This window comes from Olivibacter sp. SA151 (genome assembly GCF_054130995.1).
Genome location: NZ_CP096391.1, coordinates 2,315,677 through 2,338,097, shown reverse-complemented (window position 1 = coordinate 2,338,097; position 22,421 = coordinate 2,315,677). Strand labels below are relative to the sequence as shown.

Below are 22,421 nucleotides of genomic sequence, written 5' to 3'. Positions count from 1 at the left end.
AACTAACTATTTTTATGATAATCTCTCGCAAATTCTTTGGCAAAATCAGCCAGCTTAACCTTACCCATTTTAGGGTTGTTCCGGTGGAAGTTCTCCAAAGCTTTGCCGCTGTGCATCGCAGCCTGCATTTCTACAAGCGTATTGGCCAGTTTTTCCGGCACTTTGGCCATCTTCAAACCCTGCAACATTTCCTTGTCAGATAGCAGAACCCATTTTAGCCATGGTTTACCTACTGCCGTACCTATGATCTTTGCCGCTTCGTTACAAGTCATTTCCTCGCTGCCCACGTAACGGATTGTTTTTGTTTCAGGGTGTAATAACAGTTCCTCCGAAACGGCGTATGCAATATCTTTCGGCGACACGAAAACAATTCGATCCTCCCCACCATAATTGCCCAGAAGCAGGCCAGTCTTCCCACTGAGCAAGGCCCAAAGCCCCGAATATCGTAATGTTAGAAACATACCCATTAAACCTTTACCTCTAATTAAGTCGATAGACTGATAGAAGTTGTTATAAAAAACAGCCGGGCGCAGAATCGTCAGGGAGATTTTTAAATGACCAAAAACGTCCTCGATATTTTCGTTCCGCGTCAGATCAGCGGCCCAACCACTCAACAGCACCACTCGCTTAATCCCAGCCGGTTCCAAAGCCTGTACATAATTTTGTGCCATCCTTCGTAAATAATCACCCAAATCGGGCTCCGTCATGCTCAGAGGAACCATGGCATAAAGAGCATCCGCCCCCATAAAGGTGTCCGTTAAAAACTTGACGTCGGCAATCGATCCGATAGCAGCTGTAGCTCCCAAAGCTTCAATATCCGCCTGTTTTTTCTGATCACTGCTGATCACCGTTACCTGATGCCCTTGAGCAACCAGTATTTCCGTTAGCGGTTTGCCAATATTCCCCAAAGAACCCGTCACAATAATTTTCATAGCTTTATCTAGTATAAATATCTACTTCAACTTTTATTAATTTTCCTTTTGACACTACAAAGATCACTTAACTGCGTCAAAACGATTTATCCAAATCTGCTTTTGGTTTAGTCGAATCCGACATTCACGCTCCAGAAACCGCTAAGTACACATTCGGCATAAAACCAAGTATTACCTTCTTAGAATATTTTAATTTGAAGTGAAAGCAACGGTATACTTTGCTGCAGGATACACACAGACAAATATCCAGCGAATTCTGTTTGATTTTCGTAACTTTGTTCCATGGAGAAAACGCAATCAATAGAAGAATTCTACAAAAGCAAACTCAACTGGGTACCCGACAATATCCGTAGGGAGATTGGCCATTTTAACGTTTTCAAGTTGGATGATTTCGCAGGTACCCATCCCAAACCGGTTCCGTACAGCAGAAAAGACTATTACAAAATCAGCCTGATTATCGGCAGAAATAAAATCTATTATGCAGATAAAGAAATCGAAATAACCAAGCAGGCATTATTATTTGCCAACCCGCAGATACCCTATAACTGGGAATCGCTTGATGATGAACAATCCGGTTATTTCTGTGTGTTTACCCCTGCTTTTTTTCACCATTTCGGAAACCTGAGCAAGTACGAAGTTTTCCAGCCCAACGGTACACCTATTTTTGAAATCAACGATGAGCAGGCTGAAAGCATCAAGCAGATTTACCTGCAGATGTTTGAAGAAATTAGCTCAGATTATGAACATAAATACGATGCATTAAGAAATCTGGTGTTTGCTATTTTACATCAAACCCATAAAATGAAACCCGCAAAAAAGATCGATAAGCAGGAAATCAATGCATCTCATCGGATATCCATCCTATTTCTGGAATTACTGGAAAGGCAATTCCCCATTGAGGACGTCAGACAACGCGTACAGTTCCGTTCCGCATCTGATTTCGCCGATCAACTTTCAATACACGTCAACCACTTGAGCAGAGCAATCAGAGAAACCACAGCGAAAACCACTTCACAGATTATCGCTGAACGTTTATTACAAGAAGCTAAAATTCTGCTCACGCAAACCACCTGGAATATATCAGAAATTGCCTTTGCCTTGGGTTTTACCGAAGTGACCCATTTCAACAACTTTTTTAAGAAACATTTGAACATAAACCCTACCCAATTCCGCAATGTTAGAATTTCGTAAGTTATTGTTAGCATTTCGTTAATTGTTCCGCTACGGCCGCTTTAATTTTGTGTCATCATAAAAAATTAAAACATATGGACACAACAAAAAAAGTTTGGTTAGTTACCGGTGCTTCAAAAGGTTTAGGCCTATCACTGGTTAAAAAATTGTTAGCGCAGAACTATCGCGTAGTAGCCACTTCCCGCAACATCCAGTCATTAATCGCTGAAGTTGGTGAAGTATCAGACGTATTCCTACCACTGGAAGTTCGTTTAACAGACAATGAACATGTAAAGGAAGGAATTGCCAAAAGCATCGCCCATTTCGGTCAGCTAGACGTTATCGTAAACAATGCCGGTTTCGGACAAATAGGCACATTGGAGGAACTGACAGACGAAGAAGCGCGAAACAGTTTTGATGTCAACGTTTTCGGCTCGCTGAATGTCATCAGAAATGCCATGCCTTACTTACGCAAAAATAGGTCGGGGCATATCTTCAACATCGCCTCTGTTGGCGGCTTTTCCGGTGCATTTCCCGGTTGGGGCATCTATTGCGCCACTAAATTTGCCGTTGTCGGTTTTACAGAGAGCTTGGCCGAAGAAGTCAAAGGATTGGGTGTACATGCAACCGTTGTTTATCCCGGTTATTTCCGTACCGATTTTCTCGCCAAAGGTTCGGTAAAAACACCTCAGCATACCATTGAGGAGTATGAAGCTGCCCGCCAATCCCAACAGGCACACCTTAGCGACATAAATGGCAATCAGCCCAATGATCCGGAAAAGGCAGCAGAAGTATTGATTGCGATAAGCAAAGAAGAAAAACCGCCGGTTCATTTGTTTTTGGGTAGTGATGCCTATGATATCGTGTATAAAAAAGTAGATTTTATAACCAGCGAAGTAGAGCAATGGAAAAGCTACACACTGTCTACGGCGCTCTAACGATCGCACTCTTTCTTGGGCATGTTGTTTTTTCTGCAAATGCCCAAGAAAGGAAAGAGTCTGCTTTGCAAAAACAGTTAGACCTGGTTGCCCAGCAGTTTAAGCAATGGGAAAATGGCACAGCGAGTTTCTTTGATCTGCTAGCGGATGACGTTAACTGGGAGGTTAGCGGACGGTCTCCCGTTTCCGGTGCTTATAAAGGCAAGCAAGCGTTTATGGAGCGTGCTGTAGCGCCCATTATTGAAAAATTGAAAGAGCCCTTAAAGCCAAAACTAATTAGTCTTACGGCAGACGACCGATTTATCTGGCTTCATTTCAAAGCACAGGCAAAAACCAAAACGAACACGATTTACGAAAACACCTACATCTGGAAACTGCAACTCAACGACGGGAAAATCATCCACGCGGTTGCTTTTTTAGACACGTATGAATTAGTTCAATTAATGCAAAACAATACAACAGTTATGAAAAAGACAATAGAAGAAACCAAAGGGTATATCGGCATGTGGGTAACGGCAGATGGACATATACGTCAGGAATTACTTCCCGGCAACCGTTATGACGAAGCCCGGGGAAGCCGTCTAAGTGCTTATCAGGGAGCCTATAAAGTAAGCGGAAATGAAATCTTTTATCGAGATGACACCGGCTTTACGGCAGACGGAACATTTGTTGACGAAAATACCCTTCACCATGGTGGTTATATCTTTTACAAAGAAGTAAAAGACGAAAAACAATAAATAAGGTCCGTGCAATGAGGGTTTCAGCGTTGAACGTATCATGACCCTACTAACTCCCCACCAATTTCGCTCGTTATCAGATCTTTACCAGGTATTACCAGATTCTCATCAGATAAACCTGATCAGAATCTGGTAAAAACTTGGTATAAACCTAATTAAATATCGAGAAACCTATGAAGTAAGTATGAAAAAGGTAGCTGACTCTTGATAAGGGGATCTACTTGAATTAATTAAGCCGATGTATCGTTGTTAGATTGGCAAAAAGGAACAATATGCCTAAATTAGCGAACAGTCTATTTGACAATATGACGATGAACATCACCGCTATACATGCACCATTAATCGAGGTAATAGCACAAGCCATTCCACTGAATGCTGAGGAGATCGACATTATCCAACGCTTATTCAAGTTAAAAACCTATAAAAAAGGTACTTTTTTCCTAGCAGAGGGAGAAACCTGCAAATATGTTGGCTTTATCAAAAAAGGCATTTTGCGTTATTATATCAACGATGATGGAGAGGAGAAAACCTATGGCTTTTCCCAAGAAGCTGAGTTTATTTGTAATTACGAAAGTTTTGTACCACAAAAACCTTCCCGCCAGATCATCCAAGCATTAGAAGATAGCGAACTATTGGTGATATCCTACCGTGATTTACAGCAATTTTACGATAAAATACGTGCGGGTGATCGTTTTGGCAGGTTGGTCATTGAACAAGTGTTTATCCAAACGCTAAAAGATCTAAACTCCTTTTATACGGATACCGCACCATCACGCTATGAAAATTTTATTCGGCAGCATCCCGAGCTGCAGCAGCGCTTATCGCAATATTATATAGCCTCTTATGTAGGCGTAAAACCGCAATCGCTCAGTCGCATTAGAAAAAGGTTGCTCACTTCCTGATTTTGTTAACCTAGGTGCATTAAATTGAGTAAGCCATTGGGCAATTTTGTTTCAACAAAAATTCAATGTTATGCAACGTTTAACAAAACAAATCAATTGGTGGTTATGCCTACTTTCAGGCATAGGTTTATTATTTATTGGTGCCCGATTCTTTTTCGATCCGGTAGGGGCAGAAATTGCTTTTGGCATCAGTACACCTACCAACGGAGATTTTTCGTTTCACCACATCAAAGGTGTACGCGACTTCTTTTTCGGATTCATTATCTTGCTACTGCTACTGAAAAAAGAGTTCCGGATATTGGGCTATATTCTGTTAGCCGGAACCATCATTCCAGCTAGTGATTTCATTACCGTACTATCCTACCAAGGGCAAATAACCGGTTATCTTTATGCGCACCTTATAGCGGCAATAATATGCGCGGGTTGTGGACTATACTATAACCGATCAGCAGCACAGCATTAGCGGTGACACATTTTTTCATAGTTTCCCACTAATACTGGATAACTTTATCCAGTATCAGTGGATAAAGTTATTCATTTGTAATGGATAACTTTATTCATATTTTGCATAAACTCGAAAGCAAATATCCATTGGAAGTAAGCAACTATTGCTTTGAAAGCAGGTTGGAAGCCAATGAGCTTTATTTTGATTATAAAATAAACAAAGGTATTGCGAAGAATAAAAATGCCACCCATTTAATGCAGAAAGCGGGTTTGATAAAGTAATCCAATTCTGTCAGGAAAATAACCACTTTCATTGTTTCCCCATTTTAACCGTTGTAAATCCGGTACCTTTTGCTTACCATGAATAACTAAGTATCCTGACGGTGAACAATGCAAATAGTTCATTGTTATACCTATAACAAAACTACAATCGATCATGGGTATTTTAAATGATAAAGTTGCCTACGTAACCGGAGCCGGTTCAGGTATTGGAAAAGCAATTGCCTTATTATATGCCAAAGAAGGTGCTAAGGTGGTTGTTTCAGATATAAACGATGAGCATGGTGAAGCTGTGGCGGCGTCCATCAAAAACGATGGCGGAGATGCCATTTATGTAAATGCCAATACAGCCATACCGGAAGAGGTGGAAATTCTGGTTGAAAAAACCGTAGCGCAATATGGCAGCTTAGACATTGCCTGCAATAACGCCGGTATTGGCGGAGAGGCTAACCTCGGCGCAGACCTGAGTATTGAAGGCTGGAAAACCATCATCGACATCAATCTCAATGGCGTATTCTATGGCTGTAAATATGCAACCGCCCAGATGTTGAAAAACGGAGGCGGCGCTATTGTCAATGTGGGATCCATCCACAGCATTACCGCCGTACCGCAGTCGGTGGGTTATGCTGCATCCAAACACGCCGTTTTGGGACTTACGCGCAATTTTGGTGTCGAATATGCTGCACAAAACATACGCGTCAATGCTGTAGGACCCGGTTATATTGATACGCCGCTGCTAGATCAGCTTGATGAAGAAAAAAAGCAGGCATTAATCGGCAAACATCCCATTGGTCGTCTCGGAACAGCAGAAGAAGTTGCCAACCTCGTCCTGTTCTTAAGTGCAGAAACCTCTACTTTTATCAATGGCAGTTATTATGCAATTGATGGTGGGTATACCGCTATATAAAGAGTTGCCATGATAACGGCAATGCTCTTTACCGATTAACTTCGTGCACCCTTCGGCCATGAAACAGGTTTTTACCAGGTGTGACCGGTTTTACCGGTCATACCCGATAAGACACTGGTAGCTATCAGTAAATAGCTATTGAACTGACATGAGTTATAGCTGGTTCAATAATTCGCTTAATCATCGCGGTTTTTTATTCACCAAAAGTAAAAACTAAACAACCTTTTTCCTGGCAACTCTTTCGAAATTTCAATCTTATAAAGAGACCGAAACTTTCTGTGTAGTAGAATATAGGTTCTGTGTAAAAATAGCTGAAAGCAGGTACACGAATTTTATTTTAGAACGCACTTAAAATTTAGGACTCTATGATAGTAGAAGATGTGATCCATAAAACAGCAAACATAGCATTAAATATGGGAATCGACTGGCGTTACGACTTTAACACCGTAAAAGAACAAATGCTCTGGGCTCCCTACATACTCCCTAAAATATTAACCAGTGAAAAACATTTATACCTAACCTGTTTTAGTGTCACCTATCTGTTCTACGTAGAAGATGCAAAGGTAAGATACAAGGATTTTGTTCATCATGCGATGGATATTCATAGTAGCCGGGCCACGGCTCCAACGGGCGAATATGACCGCAACAAGTATGACATCGTTTATTACTACGAAAGCCTGTTACAGGAAACGCTGAGCCCCTTCAACTATGAACTTGTACATAAAGATTTGCTTGACTTTTTACCTACGGAATTTGACGGTAACCAGGAGAAGCATTTTAGCAGTATGGACGATTATTTAAATGAACGCCTTAAAAATATCGCTGTGCATATTTTCTTTATCATGCTGTACGATGCATTAAATTTGAATTTCCCTACCGAACACGATCATTATTTCAGAAAAGCCGTCTTTAACATTCTTATTTTTAATGACCTACACTCTTATATTAAAGAAAAAACAGAGAACGAGCAATATAATGCCCTCGTTTTATTGCAGAAGGAAAGAAACGATATTGAACATAACGTCCAACAGTTATTGCAAATGGCCAATGACTATTTGCTGGCATCGTACGAGATAAAAGATGATTTAATGCGAGAGGTTCTTGTAGCTGCACAATTGGGCAATATAGCCTGGGGAAGTACCTGTAGAAGATATGGCGTGATGAAAAATCTTAAATGGCAATAAGATAACTGTTCCTTGATTTAGCATCCTCGGAAACTCAGCCGATAAAAAAGTCAGCTTTGGAGAAAGCTAAATAATGGATTATTTGTAATTACTCAATATATTGAGTAAAATTACTCAACGCATTGAGTAATACAAGAGGCGTTTGAACGATCTTATTTACAAACACTTACACGTAGAATAAAAGCCATTGCTACTCATCTTTTAAACTTTTAACCGGATTAGCCAAGGCAGATTTAATTGCCTGATGGCTAATTGTCAGAAGCGCGATTAGGATCGATATCAAACCTGCTAAAGCAAAAATCCAGAGATTGAGATCCGTGCGGTAAGCAAATGAACGCAACCATTCGTTCATACCCAACCATGCGATGGGGATAGCAATAGCGATGGCGATCAATACCAACCGCAAGAAATCAAAAGCCATCAACCGTACTATTCCCCAAGTGCTGGATCCTAACACCTTTCTGATGCCGATTTCCTTCGTGCGAGATTGCGCCGTAAATACCGTTAAGCCTAAAAGCCCCAAGCAAGAAATAAAAATAGCAATACCCGAAAAATAATTAAATAATGCCGCTTCATGTATTTCACTTTCGTAGAGATAGTTATAGACATCATCTTGGAAATTATAGTTGAAGGGATATTCTCCATTATATTTTTTGAATTGGTGTGCAACTGCAGATATGGCCTGATCGGCTTGCTGAGCCGTTGTCCGAATATGTATGACATTCGCTTTATTGGGTGCATAATAAAAGATAGCCGGATGAATTTTTTCTTTCATCGAAGCAAAATGAAAATCCTTTACTACACCAATGATCGTTCCTTCTTTATCCCATAGCCTATAGCGTTTTCCTATCGGATTTTGAATACCAGCCTCCCGAACTGCCGTCTCATTCAGTATAAAATGGGTGCTGTCACTGGGCATACCTGTGAAGTCTTCTCCTTGTAGCAATTTCATTTTATAGAAGGAGAGAAAGTTCTGATCTACCGCAACCGGATAAGTAATAAAAGTAGTATTTGGTTCTTTTCCATCCCAATCATTATTGCCCGTAATATTTCCCAGCCACATGATATTTCCCATTGAGCGGGTTACATTTTCTATCCCCGGCTGTTTCAGCAATTCGGCTTTCACAGCTTCATAATGCACTTTCATATCCCGCATACCCACACCAAATACCTGTTCCTTATCGTATCCCAGATCTTTGTTTCGCATGTAGCGGAGTTGCTTAGTGACGAATATCGTACTGGCAATCAACACAACTGAAAAAACAAACTGGACCACCACCAATACCTTACGAAATAAAACGTCACCAATGGAATTAGAGATTTTACCTTTTAAAGCTTTCAAAGGTTCAAAACCCGATAACAACAACGCAGGATAGAAGCTTGAAGCCAATACCGTTCCGCTAATCGCTGTAAGAAAAATCACCAAAAAACCTTTGTCTGCTATGTTTAAGACCATTTGTTTTCCAGACAGCTGGTTGAATATCGGCATTAAAAGAGCCATCAGACATAGCGCTATCAACGTAGCGATTACAAAAAGCAGAATCGTTTCTATGATAAACTGAAGAAATAGCTGCCTCCTTGCGGCACCGATGATTTTACGCATGCTCACTTCCTTCGCTCTCAACAACGCACGGGCCGTAGAAAGATTTACATAATTGATACAAGCGATGACAAAAATAAGGATCGCAATCGCAAAAAATATCTTGACTGTTTTCATTCCGCGATCCGTGCCATCCGCATTGTACAAGTGCGTTTTTGAGAGCGGTTGAATTAAATATTCAACATCGGTATCATCCGCTTTATGTGCTAAATGAATATCAAAAAGTCTTTTACTCAACGTTGGCAAAGAAGTTCCGGGCTGGAGCAGTAAAAAAGTCTGATAGTTAAAGTTGGAAAAATCGCTCATAATATCATGCCTATGCGTAGAAAGCTCACGTGTAGCAAAATCATCCATAGAGGCCATGATAGAGAAGTTAAAACTGGAGTTATGCGGAAAATCAGCAATTACAGCCGTCACGGTAAGTGGCACACTATCGTTGGCTATCAGCACCTTTCCCACTGCACTAGTCTCACCAAAATACTTTTGTGCCGTTTTCTTTGTCAGTACCACCGCATTGGCAACGGCAAAGGGATTTGCTGCCTTCCCTTCCAATACTGTTAAATCAAATATGGAAAAGAAAGAGGGATCCACGTACACGGCATTTTCATCGCCAAAAACCTTATTTCCGTACCGAAAAAGAGAAAAATCATTTGCCGAAGTGATGCGCACCTGATCTCTTACTTCCGGAATCTCTTCTTTGGCCAAAGGACCCATAGGCGCTACGTCAACCGTCCAAATCTGTTTGCTGGATCCCGTTCCTCCAAAAAGCTGTAATGAATAGATGTCCGCCGATTTTTTGTAAAAATTATCAAAGCGCCGTTCGTCCTGTACCCACATCAAAATAAGTGTACCTATTGCCAAGCCTAGCGCTAAGCCCAGTATATTGACGATGGAAAAAAAGCGACTTTTCCAAATATTGCGCCACGCCGTTTTCAAATAATTCCTGAACATGAGAGCATTCTTAAATTTCCAATAAGATGTTGAAAAATTGGAACAACTATGTTGCCACATGCGAAAAACTCCTTCAAACGACTCTGAACACATGGTAACAATAAAAAGGTGTTCGAAAACGAACGATTAGATGACCGGAAATGAACAGTAAACGTTTATGCTCCTTTTGCTATCCGGTTCTTATGGAAATTGATCCATCTATGCATCAAAGCCATAAATAACACCATGAAAATCCTATTTATACTTTTTACTTTCTTACAGACCTTAGCTTTGCCATCTTTCGCGCAACTTATTTCCAGAAAAGACAGTGCAGATTACATTGTTAAAACGTATGCCTTAGCTGATACCATCCACGTACACGGAAAACTGACCACACCCGATGGAGAGCCTGCCAAAGGGCTGCTCATATGGGTACAATCAAAAAAATATGATTATTTTGATTCGCCTAGAGCCGTTACGGACAGCTTAGGCAATTACCACATCCGGTACGTTGAACCGGGTGACACCCTTCGCATCCAAGGAATATATCTTCGGCAAAGCGTTCCTGTAATGGGTAGCCGTATCATCAACCTTACTGTAGGAGATGGAGCGAACCTAGCCATGGATACAGCAACGATCAAACCCGTTGGTCAAAAAAAACAGAGGAGTTCCTTTGTTCAATACAAAACCAAATCATCTCGTTGGTTGCAGGGCAGTGCAGGTATTCCACCCAAAGCGGCTGATGGTGGTTCAGGCCTGCAGAATTACCTCAAGCAACATGTTATCTATCCACAAGACGCTTTAGATCATGGTATTGAAGGGCTGGTCAGTGTCACATTCGAAATCAGCAAGGAAGGAAAGCCAGTCAACTTCCGTATCAGAAGAGGTATCGGTTATGGTTGTGAAGAAGCCGTCATTGAAACCATAAAAAATGTTGCATGGAGACCCAGTATCCAAGAAGGTATGCCAACTAATTTCGAAGTGGAAGCAACGCTATATTTTGCGTTGGAATAAAACAGGTAGTGAGTACTTAACAAGTACTAAGGTATAACCAAGCTAGTACGAAACTAGTGTAAAAATAGTACTAAACCTGTGTCAAAGCAGTAGCAAATAAGTGTCAAACCAGTGTGAAGCCAGTAGGTTTCAGTGTGGTTTCAGTAGGTTTGTAGTAGCTTTTAGTGTCAAAAAAGGGATAATCCATCTTCCATACGAAAAATAATTAAGAAAAAATGGTCAGCCAGTGATCCATTTTTTAAAATTCTTAAGGCCTATCTTTACTTTCAAAAAATGACGCTTTTTTGCTTTTAACCATGCATAGAATGCCGCATTTTTACGAATACAATTAATCAACAATTATGAATTTAAATTCATCATGACATGGAAGAAGATTTACCACAATTAAAAAACAAAAATCCAAAAAAGAATGACCAAGCCAAAGGTACCAACGGACCGACTGTAGAACACCAATCCAGAGTATTTCAGGATGCGCGATGCCATCGCTACCGAACACACAATGACATCGAGCGCAACGGCTCATATCGTGTAAAGTACCCTCACTTTTTTATGCTATTTATGTTAGAAGGGCGTATTGCCATGCAAACAGAAGCAGAAGAACAATACGACATAAAGGCCGGAGAAAGTCTTTGTACATATCACAATCAGGGCGACTATAGGCTACGTGTTTATCCGGGAGAAGTGGAAGCAGTTACCCTCGTGTTTCAGCCGCAGATTTTAATACATAAAGAAGATAATCAATTATTATTTCCCTCTATTTATCCCGTTATTGAAGCCATGATTAAAAATCTACAAGGCATTAAATCATTACCCGCCGTAAGAATACGAGCACGTACAAGAAAGACAATCGAGACCTTATTTCATTTAAATCTCGACGACAAGAACAAGTTGAACAATAAGATCAATCATCTCATTCTCCAGTTGGTGAGCCAACATCATGAAGATCTTTCCAATTTATTAAGTAGCCCTGCCCTATCAGCGCCTATATTGATGAAAATTTATATCGACGAGAACCTGCATAATCCAAACTTGCAGGTACGACAACTCACCGATCAGTTTATAGGAAGTGCACGCACCCTGCAACGAAAATTTCAAGAAGCATATGGGTCGACGATCAAAAGCTATATTACCGCCAAACGGATGGAAAAAGCTTTACAGCTGTTAAAAGAAAGAGTTCCCGTAAACGAGGTTTTGCCACAAGTGGGCTATATTGATCAGCATAGTTTTTCCGTACAGTTTAAAAAATATCACGGTTTTTCGCCTTCGGCTGTATCGTAACTTATTGGAAGGTCTCAGATCTTTTCTGAAAGGAGCGTGAAATATATCAAGTACCGAACGTCAGATATATCAACATTTGCTAATAAAACAATCGAACTTTGTGTTGTTCCCCATATGTGGTATAGTAAAGTAAAAGGGAATGTAGTATTTACATTAAAGACCGGTTTATAAAATCTCCAATAGCTTTGGAGTATTTAGTAGATATCAAGGTCGTAAATTTCACATGGAATCCATATTCAAGTTATAATAATCATCGAGTGGTGCTATGCAGGAGAAACGAAAATACATTCAAGTTGTTATGGATAGGCTCGCTTCCGTAATGGACATTCCGGATGAGCTCCACAGTCGTTTGTTGCAGACAGCGAAACTAGTTAGGCAACCGAAGATGAGCGTTATCGAGTTTGAAGGCGATGATAGCGATGGTTATCTATGGTATCTCGTTCAAGGTGTTGCTGTTAGTGTAAAATACGATCAATATACCGATCAAGAACAGGCCCTACTTCTTTGGAAAAAAGGCGATATCATTTTTCAACCGGAAAGCTTTTTCGAAATAAAGGAGCTACAGGAAAGTATTCACCTCTGGGATGATAGCGTACTTCTTGGCATTTCGTATTCAAAACTACATCACTTGTTGAAAGATTATCCAGATTTCAACTCCCTTCTCCTTCGTGTTTACAGTTTGCGGCTCAGACGAATGGCCATGCATAACATTGCCTTACGTTATCCGGCGGTCGACCGCGTCGCCTACCTTTTACGTAGCTACCCGGGCGTACATAGTAAAGTAAAGCAAGAACTATTGGCACACTACCTCCATATCGATCGGCGCACTTTTAATACCTGTTTAAAAGAGCTTCGTTGATACACGAGCGAACTTAAAGCTGTGATCTAGATCACAGTAAAATGCTACCTAGATCCGCTTCAAATGCTACCTAGGCAGCATAAGCCTCCTTGCTGATCTACTACCTTTACCAAAGACAATTAAAATAAGATATCGCACCGGGGAGTACCTCGATCATAGCCTGCGGTTCCCCCGCAGTAGAAAGCCAGCTGTCGAGAACAGCGTGCCGAACCCGGCTAAGGCGCCCCGGCATGCAGCCTTAGCTAACGGGAATACCGAAGGTGCTGGAGAGCCTCTATAGGCGAACGCTATAGCGGTACGGCAGCAAGGGACGCCGGGCGCGGCGATAAGCGCCGGAGATCAATTAACCAAGGGCAGTGGCTGCGAGGCGACACTGTGTAGGAAAAACAAAATGTAGGCAACATGGAAAAGCTATTAAACAGGTGGACTCAAGGACAGGAAAACATCAACAGGCAGTGGGTGGCAGCTATCGCAGCACCCCTCCTCCTCACCTTTTTCAGGTATTACCTCTCTTTGTTAGTTCGCCTGATGCCAGTTCCAGGTTATCCTGTATTGGCCTTTCACCTCCCCTTTACGCGTTTTATTCACCGATGGTTGTACCGACGTAAATTTGCCGTATTCCCCCGATGGCCGTGGATGGCCTGATAAAAGGGTGCAAAGGCTGGGAGCAGCCCGCAGCATCAGCCCTGCCAGCTACAAGGCAATATAATCAAGGGATTCAATCACATAACACAAGGTATATGGAACGCTTACTGAAACAAAGAAGACAATGGAAACTGGCTCGACCTGCGAAAGAGCGGATTATTTTTATTATCAGCATGCTCTTTGTTTTCCTGTTCAGTTATACGGCCATCGATAAGCTGAGGCATTTGGAGCAGTTCAGCAGGGGCATTGGTAAAATCCCTATTGTTGGCAATATGCATGGGTGGATCGCTTGGGGTGTGCCCCTTGCCGAACTGCTGATCAGCGCATTGCTTATCATTCCGAAAAGCAACAAGCTAGGCATACAGTTGGCCACCGGCTTAATGAGCCTATTCACGCTTTACTTGGGCCTTATGCTTGCCTTTGCCGAAAAGCGCATGTGCCACTGTGGCGGTGTCATTGAATCCATGGGATGGGTGGAACATTTGCTGTTCAATCTGGTGCTGACCGGATTGGGCCTTTGGGCACTCCGTCTCAAAAACGTAAACAATAAAACTTAAAAAAATGAAAGAAATAAAAACAGGAATTGCCGTAGCAGCTATGGCGATTCTAACCGCTGTATCTTTTGACGCAGCAAGTAAAAAGGCACAAAATGAAGAATTGTTCTTCAACATCTCCGGAGTTGAAAGTACAAATCCGTTGGATTACGAATATCGTCCAAATGGCGGATGTAATCCAAGCCAACAAGCATGTTCCGCGATATGGGAGCACACCGGAATGCTCAGTCCCGGAGACAACCCTAATGGTCCGAAGGTATCTGCCAATGACCAACCCGGAACTTATGACGGCAATTAAAAACGTCGTGCAATAGTGAGATTGGGATTCGTCCGAATCCCAACCTCACTCATTTTAGAGCCGACAAAATGACTTCTTCCAGTTTTTCAGGAGACGTTCTTAAATCCGTTTGGTTATTACTGTAAATTTTACCTTGCTTATCGATAACCAGTGGTCTCGGATAACTCTTAATACCCAAGTGATCAATAATAGGATGTCTATCTCCCTTTCCTCCCGTAAACAGATTCACGGCCGCAGTGCTTGTATATCTGCCACTGCTAACGCTTTCTAACCATTTCTTTTTCTCAACGTCAATAGAGACGCTTACAAATACAATATGTGGATTTGCACGAAGTTTACGCTCTACCTTTGACACCATATTCCGGTGATATAACAAACACCCTCCACACCCTGTAAACCAAAAGTCAAGAAATATAACCTTTCCTTTAAAATCACTCAATCTTATGCTTTTGCCATCTACTCCGGTAAATTCATAATTTCCAATACTGTTGCCAACAGCCTGATTCTCCTTTAGATCGAGCAGTAGCTGTCGGTAATAGGGCGTAAAAGTCATAGCGATATATCTGTTCAGTTTGTCTTTCTCTTCAATTCTGTTATAATTGAGTACAAGATATTCCGTTAACAGGCGTTCCTTTAATCTACCTGAATGTTTACCGGCAATTTGGTCGAGCACGCTGTACTGACCGAAATAAGACGACTCAAATTGGTACTTATTAAGCAAATAAGACGAATAGTCTACCGATTCAAGTTCTCTTTCCGTATCGATTGCGACGGGAATTTTCAAGTGATTTTCATAAAACGCTTCAAATTGACTTCTTTCCGAATGACCGACAGACTTAAGATTGTTAACCATCAGGTTGAGATGTTTGTAAAACCTGTTTAACGACTGTGCACTGATGTCAAGCCAATAAAGCTTGTATATAGGTTCAGCAAGGCTGTCTTTATAAAGTTTAAGTCCATCGAGCATATGTTGTTGTGTTGCCTTTGCGCGCTGATAAGACCAATTCACCTTTCTCATTAACTTTCCATAATCATCATCCATGCCTTGCTCAGTTGGAAAGACGTCAGGGACTTCATTGATCAGCGAATCGAGCATATTTTTACATCGAAACTTTGCAGCCCCTCGTCCCGCGAATGAAAGACCTTGCTTAAACACCGCAAATTGTCCGCGAAACTTTAATCCCAAAGTGTCGTTCTCCGCAGTCATCACAATGCTATCACCCGGTTCCGCTATATAGTTACTAAAGACTACCCGCTGATGGTTGTCTTTCAGGTAATGTCTCAGCTCCAGGTAAACAGGCTCCAAAGAAGATATTCTAAAAACAAACTGTCCATCAGCATTTACAACACTCGTCTGCTTGCCATATACATTCTCAAAAACCCGGTTATTGGGTAAAGCTCTCCAGTAAAGCAATTCAAGCGAATCACTAGTGAAAGTATTATAAACGCCTTTAATTACAATATTTTTCGTCTGAGCCGTAGAGCAGCAAATTCCTAACTTGCAGCATATAATCAGGAGGAATACCGTCCTATTCATTTTACCTATCATAATACAATTAATTTCGTTCTATCGGCGATCGTTTTGTTCCAGATCACTTAACGCAATTTCATCGGGTCCTATGGGCAGTGCATATCTGTTGTCGTGGGGGCCTAGTTCAAACCACTGATTATTTAAAAAGCGGCGCATAGTTATGGAATAGATCCCTTCAGCGTTGAGACGTCTGACATCTTCCCATCGTATACCCCTAAAAAGCACCTCTTTCCTTCTTTCCAAAAGAATCGTTTCAATCAGCTTCTCCGGATCGGTTTCACTGTGCGGTTTAAAGCTGCCCGTCCTATAACGACTGGCAAGCAATGTATTTAGATAATCCAGAGCCTCGGATACCCTTCCGGTCCGAGCTTTGCCTTCAGCAGCCGTTAAATACATTTCGGCTGTCGTGAAGCCACCAAAAAGATTGTTGGTACCGCTATAACTTCCGGCATATTTAATCCTGCCCTGCTGTTCCAAAAAAAATAATTCCCTGCGAAGATCTCCAATTTGATACGTATGGTAGAGCGTCGTATCAACATTAAAGGCTTGTCTTGAGAAAACACTATAGGTTGTCAGGGTGTAGTGGAAAACAACTTCATCATTGAATACCGTAAACGGAAAATTGACAGTACCGTCAACCGTATTGAAATCCAAAAGATCGGCGGAACCTTCAAGTGATTTTTCCGCATAGAAAGCTGCGTTTTCGTAATCATGCATCGTTAGATAAACGCGGGCCAATAACGACTGGGCGGCCATTTTTGTCGGCCTTGTTTTCACTTCAGCCTGTGTTGGCAAGAGCACTTCGGCTTCCCGCAGGTCAGCAAGTATTTGCTCAAAGGTTTCTGCCAGTGATGCGCGTTTTGGCTTTAAATTAATATTGGATTGTAAGCGCAATGGCAATCCCGGTGTACTCAGATTATTTACGCTGTAAGGTTTACAGAACAGTTGGCTCAAGAGAAAAAAATTAAGCGACCGATAAAAGAGTGCGGCGCCACGTACAGCGGATAACTGCACATCCTCACGCATACTTGTTCCCGGCAATTTCTCCGCACCTTCCAGTACGATATTCGCGTACAATATGCGTTTAAATGCGGGATCCCAATCATAATTCTTTACTTCACCTTGATAGATATCAGGCGCCCATATGTAACACTGCCGTTCCTGCATGGTATTTCCGCTTAACCAGGTTTGATAATCGAGATAATGATCATCTGCGGAAACTTCTCCCAAAGCGGGGTAGCCTGCATTGAACAATGAAGTATTGTCAAGGATGGCCTGATAATCCTCAACAGATGAAGGCACCAATAACGTTTTTTCGGGTTTTGCGTCCAGCCAGCTATCCTTACAGCCGGTCAACGAGCAGACAAGTATTATCGGCAGTACTGAAAATATAGCTGGAATTTTATATGTATTTGAGTACATGTTTACAATGGTTTAAATCATAAGTTTAATTCCCAAAGCATACGTCCTTGGGTTGGGATACATGGCGCTATTGGTGCCGGGAATAAAATCCGGGTCCAGATCTGCCTTATTAGCTTTCCACAATATGCCCAGGTTGTTTAAATAAATGTATAACTGCAAGTCCTGTAAGGGAAGTCCTTTCCAGCGCTCTTTCCTAAAGGTGTAGCTTAGACTTATATCCTGCAGACGGATATGATCGCCTTTCTCTATAAGGGTGGAAGAGTTACCGTAAAAACGATCCCTTGCCAAATTGGCCGGGTATGTCATCGAAGGCACATCTGTAAAGGCTTCGTCACCCGGTTCCCGCCATCTCTTCAGATAGTCCTTATGCACTCGGAAATTATTGCCGAACAGCTGATAATAATCGATGGAATTATTTCTAAAGTAATAACCAAGTTTGAAACCAACATTCACAAAAAGAGAAAAGTCGCGATAGCTGAACGTATTTGCCAAACCGCCGAAAAGCGTCGGCCTTGCCGATCCGTGATAGACCAACTGATTCGCTTCAGTAAGATTAATGGCAGCGTAGTCTTTACCGGGCTCTCCGTTCACGTACCCCATCGGATCACCATTTTGCGGATCAAGTCCTGCAAAGGGAAGACTGAACACACTATAAACAGGTTTACCGAGCACAGGCACAATCGTTTTCCCGTTCAGACCGTCCGCTGCCAAAAATTGGCCTGCTGTGATCGATGCATTATAAGCCGTTACCTTATCCGTAGCCCTGTTCAAGAGGAGCGTGCTTTTCCATGCAAAGTTACCGCGGAGATTCTGCGAGTTCAGCACAAGGTCAAACCCCGCACCCTTCATGGCGGCGAAATTGCCACGAAAAGTAGTTAAACCCGTGCTGGGAGCTACAAGCGTATTACCTATCAGGTCTATTCCCTTTTTTAAGTAGTACTCGAAGCTACCCGAAATGACATTTCCTTTTGAAGAAAATTCCAGACCCAGTTTTATCTGCCTGCTTCTTTCCCAGCGCAGATCCGGGTTACCTATATTTGTCAGATCTGCATAGCGCATATTGGTGAGTTGCGCTCTGCTGAAATATCGGAATGTTGTAATACCTGTGGTAGCCCTGTCCAGGTTTCCGTTGTATCCATAAGTAGCCGTTAGATGTAAAACAGGCATCAGGGCAGAACGATAAAAACCTTCCCTCTCTAAATTCCACCGCACACCTGTCGACCACAGCGGAACCGACTTCTGATTTGCCTCTACACCGAAATAGTTAGAGCCGTCCACCCGACCGCTGAATGTGACTACGTATCGGCCATCATAACCGTAAGATCCGGTAACAAAAAATGATCTGAAACGGTCAAGGGAACCTCCGATAGATAGACCGCTCGGTATGGTTGCAGTACCACCAGGGTTCAATCTGAAAACAGTTAGATTATCCACTGCCGCAAAAGTTCCTACCTCATCGTTATAGCCGTAGTACGTTGCACTTCGGTTCTCTCTTGTTGTTTGACTTATTTCATAACCTCCCAGTGCGTTCACCTCATGTAAGTCCCAATTTCTTGAAAAATTGAGTTGAGCTCGAAAATTATGCGCCGTCCCGGTTGCGTTGCTGTTTTCGAGATATGCGCCTTCCGGCACATTATAGCCCACAACCTGTTGTCCCAATAATATCGCGTATTGGTTCACCAGGTTTCTGGCAGCATGACTTTCAGCCGGATGCAAGACACGCCCATTAATATCTGTTTTTTGATATTGGTATTTAAGATCTACGAAAAGCCCGGATAAAAGCTGATATCGTAACGAGGTGAGCAGGCGATAATCCGTATTCTTCGCCGTATTTTTGGTAAGTCCCAGTTCCTGTAGAGGTCTAAAACCCCAATCTAAAAAGCCCTGATCCGGGGCCCCGCTTATAAACTGTTCCCTGAAATACCGATTGATCGCCAATGAGTTGCCGCTGTCATCAGCATAACGGAGGTAAGGATAATTGGTAGATGATCTGTTTATTATTGAGTGATACGTATCGTCTGTATTTTCTATGCTGTTTATGTAATACGCACCTGTTGTGAGCTCGAGTTTGGCAATCGGTTTAAAAGTGTTACGTGCCGTAAATGTGATACGTCTAAAATCATTAAACTTCAAACTTTGCATATTCTGATCGTATCCTGAAGAAACATAAAAGCTTGATTTATCCCCTCCACCACTGAAACTCAATGCATATTGCCGGTTAACTGCATTTCTAAAAAACACATCTCGGTTCAGATCCCTAGCGTCGATCGATTTAAGACGATTAATAGCTGCCAGAGAATCAGCGGTTGACAGAGCGTATGTATTGGCCATAATTTCAACTGCAGGTGATACCACAGGAAAAGTTGTACGGTTATTCAGATCAGCCGTATATCTTCCTTTCGTAAAAAGGAAATGTTCGATATCAATATAATCAGCTGAGGCAAGAAAGTTGGGATTATAATGGAGATCCGGTCGATCTGTGATCGTTACGTTCGAGTTAAAGGAAACAGTCGTTTTTTGATTTGCCCGACCGCTTTTCGTGGTGATCACAATAACACCATTACCAGCCCGCACTCCCCAAATGGAAGCCGCAGCTGCATCCTTTAACACGGTTACCGAAACCACATCATTTGGGTTGATATCTGTGATACGGCCACTGTACGGAAAATTATCTACCACTAAAAGTGGCTGATCGTTGGCATTGATCGTGCTACGCCCTCGGATGCTGATATCCAGATCGCCGTTAACGGTGTTACCCGTATTGGCATTGAAGCTTAAGCCACTTGTAATACCGTTCAGTTTACTCAGGACATCGGTGGATACACGGGCATTGAATACCTGCTCCAATGGTTGGGCAAAACTCCCCGTCGCCCGTTCTTTCGGCAAGGTCTGATACCCGGTGCTTACCTGGACTTCTTCCAGTTGGGTACCGTTGCTTTCGAGACGGATGGTTAACGGATTGTTGTTGCTTTTAGTAAATGGTATCTCCGCTGTTTGGTAGCCTACATAACTGATTACCAGAACACCTGTGCTATCAGTTGCCAGGATACGGAATTTGCCTTCCGCATTGGTCAATACCGTATTCTGTTTGCCTTTGATGCTGACCGTTGCACCATCCAAAGGTGTATCATCAGCGGCATTCAGCACCATACCTGTAATGGGATAGCGCGACTGGAAAGCCACGCCGTGGGCAGCCTCCGGGGAGGAGGACTGCCGGGCGTGTGCCAAACAAACACAGAACAAGACGTTTAAGGCTGTAAGGTATATGGTGTAGGGTTTAAGGGCGCGCTGGATAACCTTTGCACGGCCTACCTCTCTTGTCCCTGTCCTCTCCCCTACTTGCCAACTTGAGCGAAACTGAAGGTGCACTCGATGGGGGATTTCTCCATGGAGCTCGCCGCGAGTGCCCATTGAGTTCCGACTGATATTAATCGAACCACCGAAGCCATCTTCAAGAGAGGGACACGCGAGGGCCCCGACAAATTGTGTCGATTTATTATCTATATTGGAGACCTGCGTACTTAGGACCTCTTTTTGATCTTTAAATACTTTTTTCTTTTGGGAGGTATCTTTAGCCGATGGCTGACAACTGATAGCCAACGGTCTGCCCACTGGGCAAACCACTCCCATTACGCTTTTATCGTTCACTTTTTTAGATTTGGTTGAGAAGAAATAATTAGATTAAAACAGGGCTTATAATTCCTGAAATAGTTTTTTCAACTGAATTAAATAGGACTTTTGGGTTTGCGTGCATAGAGGATGTCGAAAAGGGTTAATCTAGGCTTGGAAATAGATACATCTCCAATTCTTTGAAAATGGTAGTTTAATTTTCCTTGACGTTTAGGTTTGGTTTTCATAACTCGTTTTTATTTAACGAGTCTTGTGGAGAGCGACCTACTTGATACATGTGGGTCTGCAAACCGTCGTCACAATAAAGTTTCTCACGCCTTACACGACACGGAATTACAGCAGCCCCACATCTATCTGTTACGCAAATATAGCATAATAGTATAGACATGGATGTTTAATCTGCTGCCTTGCGTCGTGGCGTGAGAAAATGTGACGGCAAGACTCTTAGTTTAAACACCTAAGTTCTATAGAAAACACCACCGGCTTTCTATACAAATCAAAGATACGTATCTCGCGACAAAAAGTCAAATTATTTCTTATAAATGTCATTTCAAATGTGTTTTGCCAGTTTGCCTTATGGCAACAGTTATACTTATATCTCCAATTCAACTTTACAATTTATTGGCTGTTAGACGCATCAGACTCCATTACGGAATTTCGGCTCAAGACCTTTCATTGGGTATTGGTAAAAGTTTAAGTTACATTGGAACTATGGAAAATGAACAAGTTGAAGGAAGCTATGATGATACTGTTCTAACAGAGATCGCCAAATGTATAAGTGAAAAAATAAAAAATTATCCGGATAACGAGCTTGAATTTTCAGGAAAAAAGGAGTACACTATTTATGACTTCTATCCCTCCGAAATACTTAGTGACGAAAAGGTTATTAAAAAGGTAGATCCTATTCCTCCAGGTTCTGGCCCCTCTGCAACACTAAATGCACTAATTGAATCGGACAATTTTTTTAAGAAAGTACGCACATTGAACGAAATTGTAAAAAAGTGCAATAGCATACAAAATCAAAATTGGGTATCAAATGACTTTACCAAACAATTAGACAGAGCTACCAAAGGGAAAAACAAAAAACTTGACATCATCTTAAAAGACGGACTGAACACCTATATACTAGCCAAGAAGCAGAAAAAGGATTAGTATATTTGGGGTCAT

20 protein-coding genes are annotated in these 22,421 nt (G+C 42.0%); 15 read left to right on the top strand and 5 right to left on the bottom strand.

Going from position 1 to position 22,421, the window contains the following annotated elements; genetic code table 11:
- Positions 1–2: 2 nt before the first annotated feature.
- Positions 3–932 carry an NAD(P)H-binding protein gene (locus tag M1D52_RS09575; protein ID WP_437392385.1) on the bottom strand — a complete coding sequence of 310 codons (930 nt, stop codon included), beginning with the start codon at positions 930–932 and terminating at the stop codon, positions 3–5.
- Between the two features lie 282 nt (positions 933–1,214).
- Between M1D52_RS09575 and M1D52_RS09570 the strand changes: the two genes are divergently transcribed.
- The 8 genes from M1D52_RS09570 to M1D52_RS09535 all read left to right on the top strand — a co-directional run bounded on the left by M1D52_RS09570 (position 1,215) and on the right by M1D52_RS09535 (position 7,493).
- On the top strand, positions 1,215–2,123 hold the full coding sequence (locus M1D52_RS09570) for a helix-turn-helix domain-containing protein (protein WP_013667631.1): 909 nt from the start codon (positions 1,215–1,217) through the stop codon (positions 2,121–2,123).
- A 74-nt stretch (positions 2,124–2,197) separates the two neighbouring features.
- The gene (locus M1D52_RS09565) at positions 2,198–3,040 is read left to right on the top strand and encodes an SDR family NAD(P)-dependent oxidoreductase (protein ID WP_130855254.1); all 843 of its coding nucleotides are present in this window, start codon (positions 2,198–2,200) and stop codon (positions 3,038–3,040) included.
- Complete coding sequence (locus M1D52_RS09560) at positions 3,007–3,777, top strand: Atu4866 domain-containing protein (protein WP_377610678.1); 771 nt, start codon at positions 3,007–3,009, stop codon at positions 3,775–3,777. Before M1D52_RS09565 ends, M1D52_RS09560 begins: the two co-directional genes overlap by 34 nt.
- Before the next feature lie 272 nt (positions 3,778–4,049).
- Positions 4,050–4,679, top strand: coding sequence for a Crp/Fnr family transcriptional regulator (locus M1D52_RS09555; RefSeq protein ID WP_377610679.1), 630 nt, complete (start codon positions 4,050–4,052; stop codon positions 4,677–4,679).
- Positions 4,680–4,749: 70 nt separating this feature from the next.
- Positions 4,750–5,142, top strand: coding sequence for a DUF4267 domain-containing protein (locus tag M1D52_RS09550; RefSeq protein ID WP_377610680.1), 393 nt, complete (start codon positions 4,750–4,752; stop codon positions 5,140–5,142).
- 80 nt (positions 5,143–5,222) lie between these two features.
- A complete protein-coding gene (locus M1D52_RS09545; RefSeq protein WP_437363746.1) occupies positions 5,223–5,405 on the top strand; it encodes a P-loop NTPase family protein in 183 nt (60 codons plus the stop codon).
- A gap of 154 nt (positions 5,406–5,559) precedes the next feature.
- Positions 5,560–6,309, top strand: coding sequence for an SDR family NAD(P)-dependent oxidoreductase (locus M1D52_RS09540; protein WP_437392382.1), 750 nt, complete (start codon positions 5,560–5,562; stop codon positions 6,307–6,309).
- Between the two features lie 365 nt (positions 6,310–6,674).
- Entirely contained in the window at positions 6,675–7,493 is an 819-nt protein-coding gene (locus M1D52_RS09535; protein WP_437392380.1) for a terpene synthase family protein, read from the top strand.
- 190 nt (positions 7,494–7,683) lie between these two features.
- On the opposite strand, the gene M1D52_RS09530 is transcribed toward M1D52_RS09535, so the two are convergent.
- A complete protein-coding gene (locus M1D52_RS09530) occupies positions 7,684–10,044 on the bottom strand; it encodes an ABC transporter permease (RefSeq protein ID WP_437392378.1) in 2,361 nt (786 codons plus the stop codon).
- A 225-nt stretch (positions 10,045–10,269) separates the two neighbouring features.
- Between M1D52_RS09530 and M1D52_RS09525 the strand changes: the two genes are divergently transcribed.
- The 6 genes from M1D52_RS09525 to M1D52_RS09500 all read left to right on the top strand — a co-directional run bounded on the left by M1D52_RS09525 (position 10,270) and on the right by M1D52_RS09500 (position 14,671).
- Positions 10,270–11,037 carry an energy transducer TonB gene (locus M1D52_RS09525; RefSeq protein WP_437392376.1) on the top strand — a complete coding sequence of 256 codons (768 nt, stop codon included), beginning with the start codon at positions 10,270–10,272 and terminating at the stop codon, positions 11,035–11,037.
- Positions 11,038–11,400: 363 nt separating this feature from the next.
- The gene (locus M1D52_RS09520) at positions 11,401–12,315 is read left to right on the top strand and encodes a helix-turn-helix transcriptional regulator (RefSeq protein WP_437392374.1); all 915 of its coding nucleotides are present in this window, start codon (positions 11,401–11,403) and stop codon (positions 12,313–12,315) included.
- A 265-nt stretch (positions 12,316–12,580) separates the two neighbouring features.
- On the top strand, positions 12,581–13,174 hold the full coding sequence (locus M1D52_RS09515) for a Crp/Fnr family transcriptional regulator (RefSeq protein ID WP_149105891.1): 594 nt from the start codon (positions 12,581–12,583) through the stop codon (positions 13,172–13,174).
- A gap of 402 nt (positions 13,175–13,576) precedes the next feature.
- Positions 13,577–13,819: a hypothetical protein gene (locus M1D52_RS09510; RefSeq protein WP_437392372.1), complete on the top strand. Its 243-nt coding sequence runs from the start codon at positions 13,577–13,579 to the stop codon at positions 13,817–13,819.
- Positions 13,820–13,914: 95 nt separating this feature from the next.
- On the top strand, positions 13,915–14,376 hold the full coding sequence (locus M1D52_RS09505; protein ID WP_437392370.1) for a MauE/DoxX family redox-associated membrane protein: 462 nt from the start codon (positions 13,915–13,917) through the stop codon (positions 14,374–14,376).
- A gap of 4 nt (positions 14,377–14,380) precedes the next feature.
- Positions 14,381–14,671, top strand: coding sequence for a hypothetical protein (locus tag M1D52_RS09500; RefSeq protein WP_309012442.1), 291 nt, complete (start codon positions 14,381–14,383; stop codon positions 14,669–14,671).
- A gap of 49 nt (positions 14,672–14,720) precedes the next feature.
- Here M1D52_RS09500 and M1D52_RS09495 read toward each other — a convergent pair whose 3' ends face one another.
- From M1D52_RS09495 to M1D52_RS09485, 3 genes are read right to left on the bottom strand one after another with little or no spacing between them, the layout of a single operon-like run.
- Positions 14,721–16,208, bottom strand: coding sequence for a TlpA family protein disulfide reductase (locus M1D52_RS09495; protein WP_437392367.1), 1,488 nt, complete (start codon positions 16,206–16,208; stop codon positions 14,721–14,723).
- A 30-nt stretch (positions 16,209–16,238) separates the two neighbouring features.
- The gene (locus tag M1D52_RS09490; protein ID WP_437392365.1) at positions 16,239–17,624 is read right to left on the bottom strand and encodes a RagB/SusD family nutrient uptake outer membrane protein; all 1,386 of its coding nucleotides are present in this window, start codon (positions 17,622–17,624) and stop codon (positions 16,239–16,241) included.
- Between the two features lie 12 nt (positions 17,625–17,636).
- The gene (locus M1D52_RS09485) at positions 17,637–21,272 is read right to left on the bottom strand and encodes a SusC/RagA family TonB-linked outer membrane protein (protein WP_437392364.1); all 3,636 of its coding nucleotides are present in this window, start codon (positions 21,270–21,272) and stop codon (positions 17,637–17,639) included.
- Positions 21,273–21,830: 558 nt separating this feature from the next.
- Between M1D52_RS09485 and M1D52_RS09480 the strand changes: the two genes are divergently transcribed.
- Positions 21,831–22,406, top strand: coding sequence for a hypothetical protein (locus tag M1D52_RS09480; protein ID WP_437392363.1), 576 nt, complete (start codon positions 21,831–21,833; stop codon positions 22,404–22,406).
- Positions 22,407–22,421: the final 15 nt, after the last annotated feature.

Coding starts and splice junctions, on each gene's coding strand:
- M1D52_RS09570 (WP_013667631.1), top strand. CDS start 1,215: ATGGAGAAAACGCAATCAATAGAAGAATTCTACAAAAGCAAACTCAAC.
- M1D52_RS09565 (WP_130855254.1), top strand. CDS start 2,198: ATGGACACAACAAAAAAAGTTTGGTTAGTTACCGGTGCTTCAAAAGGT.
- M1D52_RS09575 (WP_437392385.1), bottom strand. CDS start 932: ATGAAAATTATTGTGACGGGTTCTTTGGGGAATATTGGCAAACCGCTA.
- M1D52_RS09510 (WP_437392372.1), top strand. CDS start 13,577: ATGGAAAAGCTATTAAACAGGTGGACTCAAGGACAGGAAAACATCAAC.
- M1D52_RS09540 (WP_437392382.1), top strand. CDS start 5,560: ATGGGTATTTTAAATGATAAAGTTGCCTACGTAACCGGAGCCGGTTCA.
- M1D52_RS09545 (WP_437363746.1), top strand. CDS start 5,223: ATGGATAACTTTATTCATATTTTGCATAAACTCGAAAGCAAATATCCA.
- M1D52_RS09520 (WP_437392374.1), top strand. CDS start 11,401: ATGGAAGAAGATTTACCACAATTAAAAAACAAAAATCCAAAAAAGAAT.
- M1D52_RS09490 (WP_437392365.1), bottom strand. CDS start 17,624: ATGTACTCAAATACATATAAAATTCCAGCTATATTTTCAGTACTGCCG.
- M1D52_RS09530 (WP_437392378.1), bottom strand. CDS start 10,044: ATGTTCAGGAATTATTTGAAAACGGCGTGGCGCAATATTTGGAAAAGT.
- M1D52_RS09505 (WP_437392370.1), top strand. CDS start 13,915: ATGGAACGCTTACTGAAACAAAGAAGACAATGGAAACTGGCTCGACCT.
- M1D52_RS09560 (WP_377610678.1), top strand. CDS start 3,007: ATGGAAAAGCTACACACTGTCTACGGCGCTCTAACGATCGCACTCTTT.
- M1D52_RS09550 (WP_377610680.1), top strand. CDS start 4,750: ATGCAACGTTTAACAAAACAAATCAATTGGTGGTTATGCCTACTTTCA.
- M1D52_RS09555 (WP_377610679.1), top strand. CDS start 4,050: ATGCCTAAATTAGCGAACAGTCTATTTGACAATATGACGATGAACATC.
- M1D52_RS09535 (WP_437392380.1), top strand. CDS start 6,675: ATGATAGTAGAAGATGTGATCCATAAAACAGCAAACATAGCATTAAAT.
- M1D52_RS09500 (WP_309012442.1), top strand. CDS start 14,381: ATGAAAGAAATAAAAACAGGAATTGCCGTAGCAGCTATGGCGATTCTA.
- M1D52_RS09480 (WP_437392363.1), top strand. CDS start 21,831: ATGGCAACAGTTATACTTATATCTCCAATTCAACTTTACAATTTATTG.
- M1D52_RS09515 (WP_149105891.1), top strand. CDS start 12,581: ATGCAGGAGAAACGAAAATACATTCAAGTTGTTATGGATAGGCTCGCT.
- M1D52_RS09525 (WP_437392376.1), top strand. CDS start 10,270: ATGAAAATCCTATTTATACTTTTTACTTTCTTACAGACCTTAGCTTTG.
- M1D52_RS09495 (WP_437392367.1), bottom strand. CDS start 16,208: ATGAATAGGACGGTATTCCTCCTGATTATATGCTGCAAGTTAGGAATT.